The sequence below is a fragment of the Tardiphaga sp. P9-11 genome, assembly GCF_008329525.1.
Lineage (GTDB): Bacteria > Pseudomonadota > Alphaproteobacteria > Rhizobiales > Xanthobacteraceae > Tardiphaga.
Map to the genome: position 1 here is coordinate 1,337,936 of NZ_NPKQ01000002.1, position 6,375 is coordinate 1,344,310.

Consider the following 6,375-nt stretch of genomic DNA (forward strand, 5'->3'; position numbering starts at 1 on the left):
TAATTTGAAATACCAGGGGTTCTTTTCATGACCTTCGCATCACGCCTGGCAGCGCTGGCGCTAGCCACGTTCACGCTCGCCTTCTCGCCGGCCTCTGCGCAGCAACCTCCGCGCGGCCAGGCCGGACCGGATACCTATCGGTCCGAAGAACTCATGACGGCCGGACACCGGTTTTTCGGCAACGTCTCGCGCGGCCTCGCCTCGGTGATCGAGAAGGCCGTCAGCCAGTGGGGCCTGCCGAACGGTTACATCCTCGGCGAAGAAGGCAGCGGCGCGATTGTGGCAGGCCTGCGTTACGGCGAAGGCACGCTCTATACGAAGAATGCCGGCGATCTGCGCGTCTACTGGCAGGGTCCGTCGGTCGGCTTCGACTGGGGCGGCGACGGCGCCCGCACCATGACGCTGGTCTATAACCTGCCCGCCACCCAGGCGATCTATCAGCGCTTCGGCGGCATCGACGGCTCCGCCTATATCATCGGCGGTTTCGGCATGACGGCACTGACTGCCAACAATGTCGTGCTGGTCCCGATCCGCTCGGGTCTCGGCCTGCGGCTCGGCGCCAATATCGGCTATCTCAAATATACCCCCAGCGCGACCTGGAATCCGTTCTAGGCCCATCGCTCCGGCAGCCCCCGCGATCAAGCGCTTCTGAACGGCTGAGTAAAGGTTAACGAGGCGTTACGCTGTCTTTGCCCCGGCCGCCATGGCATGGTAGCCGCTGCATTTGAGCGCGTGGGAGCATCTGTCATGGTTGAGCCGATCATGTATCTGGCGATCGGTTTTCTGGTCTCGATGCTGTGTGGCCTGATGATCATGCCACTGGTCCATAACCGCGCCGTTCGCCTCACCACCCGCCGGCTCGAAGCAGCCACGCCGCTGTCGATGGCGGAAATCCAGGCCGACAAGGACCAGCTGCGCGCGGAATTCGCGATGTCGGCACGGCGGCTGGAAATGAGCGTCGACCAGCTCAAGAACAAGACCACCAATCAGCTCGCCGAACTCGGCAAGAAATCCGACGCCATCAACCGCATGAAGCTCGAACTCGGCGAGAAGAACGCCACGATCTTCGCGCTGGAAGCCCGCGAAGCCGCCGTGAAGGAAAAGCTCGGCGCCACCGAAGCCGATTTCACCGCCAAGGCCGCGTCGCTGCGATCGGCCGAACAGGCGCTGAGCGACAAGCAAAGCGAACTCGCCAGGCTCAACCATGAACTCTCCGACCGCTCCATGGTGGCCGACAGCCGCCAGATCGAGCTCATCGCCGTGCGTGCACAGGTCGAGGAGTTGAAGGGCCGCGTCGGCGATGCCGAACAGGAATTCGCGACCACGCAGCACCGGCTGGAGCTGCAGCGCGGCGAATCCGACACCGCGACACGCGAACTGACCGAGGCCCGCTCCCGGGTCGAGAATCTCAGCCAGCGCGTCACGGATCTGGATCAGCAGCTCACCATCCAGGTGCGCGAAGCCGAACAGCTCGGCGCCCGCGTCACCGACCTTGAGAGCCAGCTCTCGACCCAGACCAGGATCCTGGCCGAGCGCGATTTCGAGAACAGCCAGCTGCGCCAGGCCAATGAGGCCGCCGAACAGATCGCGCGCGACCTGCGCGTCGAACTCGCCGCCATGAACGGCGCCAAGGGATCGCCCGTCATCGAGAAACTGCGCGCCGAAAAGGCCGCCGTGGAGACCGAGCTCGCCACCGCCCGCGAGGAGCGCGCCAGGTTGCAACGCGATCTCAACGGCGTCCATCAGCAGGCCGAGAGCGCATGGGCCACCGAGCGCATGGAAAACGCCCTGCTGCGCGAGCGCATCAACGACATTGCCGCCGAAGTGGCCAAGATGGCGATGACGCTGGAGGGCCCGAATTCGCCCATCGAGGCGATCCTGGCCGCCGAACCGGCCCCGACAGCGCAGCCGCGCCCCGCGAACGACACCGGTTTTGCCCCCAACAGCACCCTCGCAGACCGCATCCGGGCGCTGCAGTCCCACGCCTCCCGCGCGCCCCAACCGGGCTAGAAGCACGCCCAGGAACCCGGATCGGCCCAACCGGCCGGATGGGGGACTTATTGTGCGGATGTGCGGCAGGGTTCGCTTGACACCCCCGCCCCCTATTCCCTAAATCGCGCCACTGACGTCAGTCCCCGCCGGGCCCACCTGCCCGGCCTTTTGGTCTGTACGACATCCCGGGCGCATAGCTCAGCGGGAGAGCGTTCCCTTCACACGGGAGAGGTCCAAGGTTCGATCCCTTGTGCGCCCACCATTTAAGCCCCTGAAATAAGGGCTTTTTCCATCCTCAACTTCTTCTAATTGGCAACTCGCGACGGAACGATGCGTGAACCGCGCACGCCGATCCGTGGAATTTGTTTCCCACCTGTTCGCTCGGGGGGCTGGGCCGATGAGCGCAGAAGCGTTCCCGCTTCAGTGGCCGGATGGCTGGCCTGCACGTCAACCTACCGTCGCGAAAGCGATAGCCGGATCAGCGGGCGGGACAAGCTGATGATGGGCGAAGCCCGTGACCAGCTCATCGCCGAGCTGCAGCGGCTCGGTGCCGGTAGCGTCGTGACCTCATCGAACGTCCGACTGCGGGAGGATGCCATTCCATATGCCGACCAGCGGCGACAGGACGACCCCGGCGTTGCCGTCTACTTCATGCTTAAGAAGTGTCCTATGGTCATGGCCGTAGATCGCTATTCATCCGTCGCCGGCAACAAGCGCGCCCTGATATTGGCTATCGAGGCCATGCGCCAACTGGAGCGGCACGGCGGCAGGACCATGGAGCGCGCCTTCACTGGCTTCGCAGCCATTGCAGCGCCGAACTGGAAGAAGCCTTAGCGTGAGGTCTGCGCAACTACGGACGACGGGCCAAAATTGAAATCGGAAGCGCCAAAAATCATGAACTGTGAAGTCCGCCATTCGAAGCCAAGCGATGCTTCCGACATCAGCAAAGTCATTATCAGCGCACTGAGAGAGACGAATAGTCGCGACTATAGCCCTGAAATCATAGCTAGCGTTGAAGAAAGCTTCGCACCTGAAAAGGTAGAAGCCTTAATTGCGAAACGCACCGTGTTCACTGCAGAAATCGAAGGCCGGATCGTTGGGACGGCGAGTTTAGACCAAGCTGTCGTTCGCACCGTGTTCGTTTCGCCGGATGCTCAGGGCACGGGCGTCGGGAAATTACTCATTTCCTCTGTGATTGAACAGGCCAGGCAACGTGGCATCGAAAAACTGTCCGTCCCCTCGACCGTAACAGCCGAACGATTTTACGAGCGCATGGGCTTCAAATCAGTTCGCGATGAATATCACGGCGACGAACGGACGATTGTGATGGAGTGTCACCTATGCCCCATGCACTCATGACCAAGCAAGATTCGACCATGCAAGTAAAATCCATGCAGGTGCTCCTCGGCTTCCAGCGGTGCTCAAATGGTCAAGGATGCATAGCATTTAGACTATGAACGCTATTAAATCGCAGGTGGCTTCGGTTGGGTCGCTACGCTCGGCCCGTCAATTTGCGGGAGTGCGGTGACCCGGTGATCTCGTGACTGCTGCGCCAGCCTATAGTAATCAGCTCGCAAGATGCCGTCGTCGGTTTCCCGAGCAAGCTGCGTCAGCCGCCGCACTTCGCGCAGCGTCTTCTCGTTATTGGCAATTTTCATGATTCACCTTGTCGCCCTGTGTTTTTCTTGCGGGAGACGTTTGGTCAATGCGCGGAATGGTATTCAGTTCCATGGTCGAGCACTCATTCGCGGGAATAGATTCTTCGACATCAAACACCGGACGGAGTACTGTTGCAACATCACCTCCAAATCAACAGGCGCTCGGTGACTGAGGGCCCTGTAATGCTCCCGCCTTAATAGGAGCAGCTATGGTGAGTCCAACTAGCAAAACAAACGTACTGGTCGTCGAAGACGAGATGGTTCTGCGGATGCGAGCCGTCGATATTGTTGAGGACGCAGGATTTACTGCAGTCGAAGCAACCAATGCTGATCAGGCCATGAGCGTTCTCGAAGCACGATCCGATATCTCGCTTCTGCTTTCAGACATTCAGATGCCCGGGAGCATTGATGGACTGAAGCTCGCACACGCTGTTCATGAAAGATGGCCCGACATTAAGATCATCCTCGTTTCTGGTCAGATCAACCCGTCGGCTGAAGAGAAGCCTGAGAATAGCCGCTTCTTCGGTAAGCCCATCGACAGTAAGCAGATGATCGCTGAACTGCAGGACATGATGGGCAAAGGCGCGCTCGAAGTAGTCTCTGGACAGGCGGCCTTGACTGCCAATCCGACATTGAGCGCACATTCCGCCGTCGAGGAAACCCTGACAGCCGAAAACGGAAGCTTGCGACTATTGTTGGAACAGGCCGGAATAGATGCCGAGTTGTTGCTCGCGCAGGCCGGCATAGACGCCAAAGAGCGCGAAGCTGCCGACAAGCTGCAACAACTTGTCCTTGGGGAATTGCATCATCGCATCAAAAACACGCTTGCGACGGTCAGTGCTATCGCGTCTCAAAGCCTGCGAACCGCCACGAGTGTGCAGCATGCACAGCAAGCCATCGAGGGGCGGCTTCTCGCTCTCGGTCGAGCGCATGATCTGTTGATGCAGGTGAGCTGGGCCGGCGCGGAGCTTGGAATGACACTCCGCAAAGCTATAGAGCCTTTTGACACGAGGATTGCTGGCCGTTTCGTTTTATCAGGGCCGGAACTTGATATTGCTTCGGCTGCAGTGATCGCACTTGCGATGACGATCAACGAACTTTGCACCAATGCCACGAAATTCGGAGCTCTGTTAGACCCTGCAGGTCGCGTGAAGATTGAATGGACGGTTGACCATCCATCTCAGCGGCTCACCTTAAGATGGATCGAAACCGGCGGCCCGCATGTCTACTCGCCCACTCGCCGAAGCTTCGGCACTCGCATGATGGAATCGCTCGGGCAGCAATTGAGCGGGTCTGTCCATCTGGCTTACCCGCCATCGGGCTTCACTTACACTCTGGAAGTGCCCGTTGCTTCGATGAACAAATAGAGCCTGGAGGTCTTGGTCGGACTCTACTTTGCTGTGCGCCGCCGAGCGGCGCGTCGGGTTCGTTCAATGCCGTCATTGATTTCGCCGTGGCAGGTTGCGACGGCCAGCTCGCGCGTGCGAAATCTCGCCGGTCCTCGCACCATGCGATTACCGGGATAGATGGTTCAGCCCCAACGACCCGGTTGAACCTCTTGGACATCACACTGAACTGTTCAATGCAGCACTCGGTAGAATCCCCATTCCCCAGCGGGAGCATAGCACAATTGCAGTGGCCTATTTCGGCCAGCACCGAGCCTGTCCAAGAACAAAAGCAGGTGACGGGTCGGAATGAAAACTGAAACCCGGTCGGAATGACTGACCACGGGATGAACGTCTTCTAGGCTCATTCCGATTCTAGCGCCCGTTCCCGCTGTCGAAATCACTGATCTGCTTCTTTGGTGAAGCCAGAATTTTATCTGGTCTGGCGAATCTGTTGTTAGGACCGGGCCTATCGACGGTCCAGTCATAGAGTTCGATGGCAGCATCGATCCAGTCGGCAACTCTATTCCAGATATTATAGATCACGTTCTTCATGCTGTTAGGTCGCTAATGGGGCCTGGCAGGTTCAAATTGCAAGGCGGCCGTAGGCAGGCCGCAGCGTGACGCCCTCCCCGCCATCGGGTAAAATGGCAGATCCGCGATGATAAGCGACGAGAGGAAATATAATGGCCGTTAAACGTATCGTCGCCAACATCGCGGCCCCGCAGCCTGAAGTCGCTCGCACCTTCTACGGCGAGATATTGGGCCTCGACCTAGTCATGAACCATGGCTGGATTGTCACCTTTGCTGCGCCAGAGTCTTTGACCGCACCACAGGTCAGCATCGCGAGCGAGGGAGGTTCTGGCACTGCTGTTCCCGATCTTTCAATTGAGGTCGATGACTTTGAGGAGGTGTTAAAGCGCGTTGAGGCAGCAGGAATGGCCATCGAATATGGACCGCGGGAAGAACCCTGGGGCGTGAGGCGCTTCTACGTTCGCGACCCGTTCGGCCGTCTGATTAATATCCTCGCACATTTGCATTCGTCGTAATTGCGTCGCTCAGCTGATTGCGGGCTCTAAGGCCGCGCTCATTGGAAAATGAACAAAGGCCCCGTTTTCCGGGGCCTTTGATTTCATCGGAGCAGCAGAACCAGAATGATCAGTGGTAGGGGAATTCCAAGTAGCCATAGCAGAATAGGCATTGCTCTCTCCTTATCGCGTGCGACGCGTTTTCCAGGTTCCGTCTCGAAGTCCACCACCCTCGGTCGCCGCCAGGCTGGCAGAGAAAGCGCCGATCAATAGTGAAGCCGTGAGCCAGAAGGCGAGCTGCATAGCGGCCTT

At 59.0% G+C, this 6,375-nt stretch carries 8 protein-coding genes and 1 tRNA gene; 7 read left to right on the forward strand and 2 right to left on the reverse strand.

Annotation, left to right across the window (positions count from 1 at the left end; all coding sequences use genetic code 11):
* Positions 1–27 precede the first annotated feature (27 nt).
* From CIW50_RS12655 to CIW50_RS12675, 5 genes are all read left to right on the forward strand, one after another.
* A complete protein-coding gene (locus CIW50_RS12655) occupies positions 28–612 on the forward strand; it encodes a DUF1134 domain-containing protein (RefSeq protein WP_149531527.1) in 585 nt (194 codons plus the stop codon).
* Positions 613–747: 135 nt separating this feature from the next.
* Complete coding sequence (locus CIW50_RS12660) at positions 748–2,010, forward strand: coiled-coil domain-containing protein (RefSeq protein WP_149531528.1); 1,263 nt, start codon at positions 748–750, stop codon at positions 2,008–2,010.
* Positions 2,011–2,179: 169 nt separating this feature from the next.
* Positions 2,180–2,254 (forward strand) — tRNA-Val (locus tag CIW50_RS12665).
* A 68-nt stretch (positions 2,255–2,322) separates the two neighbouring features.
* Positions 2,323–2,826 (forward strand): hypothetical protein, encoded by a 504-nt coding sequence (locus CIW50_RS12670; RefSeq protein WP_149531529.1) that lies wholly within the window; start codon positions 2,323–2,325, stop codon positions 2,824–2,826.
* Between the two features lie 60 nt (positions 2,827–2,886).
* A complete protein-coding gene (locus tag CIW50_RS12675) occupies positions 2,887–3,351 on the forward strand; it encodes a GNAT family N-acetyltransferase (RefSeq protein ID WP_149531530.1) in 465 nt (154 codons plus the stop codon).
* A gap of 104 nt (positions 3,352–3,455) precedes the next feature.
* Here CIW50_RS12675 and CIW50_RS12680 read toward each other — a convergent pair whose 3' ends face one another.
* Positions 3,456–3,650, reverse strand: coding sequence for a hypothetical protein (locus CIW50_RS12680; RefSeq protein WP_149531531.1), 195 nt, complete (start codon positions 3,648–3,650; stop codon positions 3,456–3,458).
* A 209-nt stretch (positions 3,651–3,859) separates the two neighbouring features.
* Between CIW50_RS12680 and CIW50_RS12685 the strand changes: the two genes are divergently transcribed.
* Positions 3,860–5,017 (forward strand): sensor histidine kinase, encoded by a 1,158-nt coding sequence (locus CIW50_RS12685; protein ID WP_149531532.1) that lies wholly within the window; start codon positions 3,860–3,862, stop codon positions 5,015–5,017.
* A gap of 393 nt (positions 5,018–5,410) precedes the next feature.
* Here the strand turns inward: CIW50_RS12685 and CIW50_RS12690 are convergent, their stop codons facing one another.
* Positions 5,411–5,590, reverse strand: coding sequence for a hypothetical protein (locus tag CIW50_RS12690; RefSeq protein WP_149531533.1), 180 nt, complete (start codon positions 5,588–5,590; stop codon positions 5,411–5,413).
* Between the two features lie 131 nt (positions 5,591–5,721).
* Between CIW50_RS12690 and CIW50_RS12695 the strand changes: the two genes are divergently transcribed.
* Complete coding sequence (locus CIW50_RS12695) at positions 5,722–6,084, forward strand: VOC family protein (RefSeq protein WP_149531534.1); 363 nt, start codon at positions 5,722–5,724, stop codon at positions 6,082–6,084.
* Positions 6,085–6,375 lie beyond the last annotated feature (291 nt).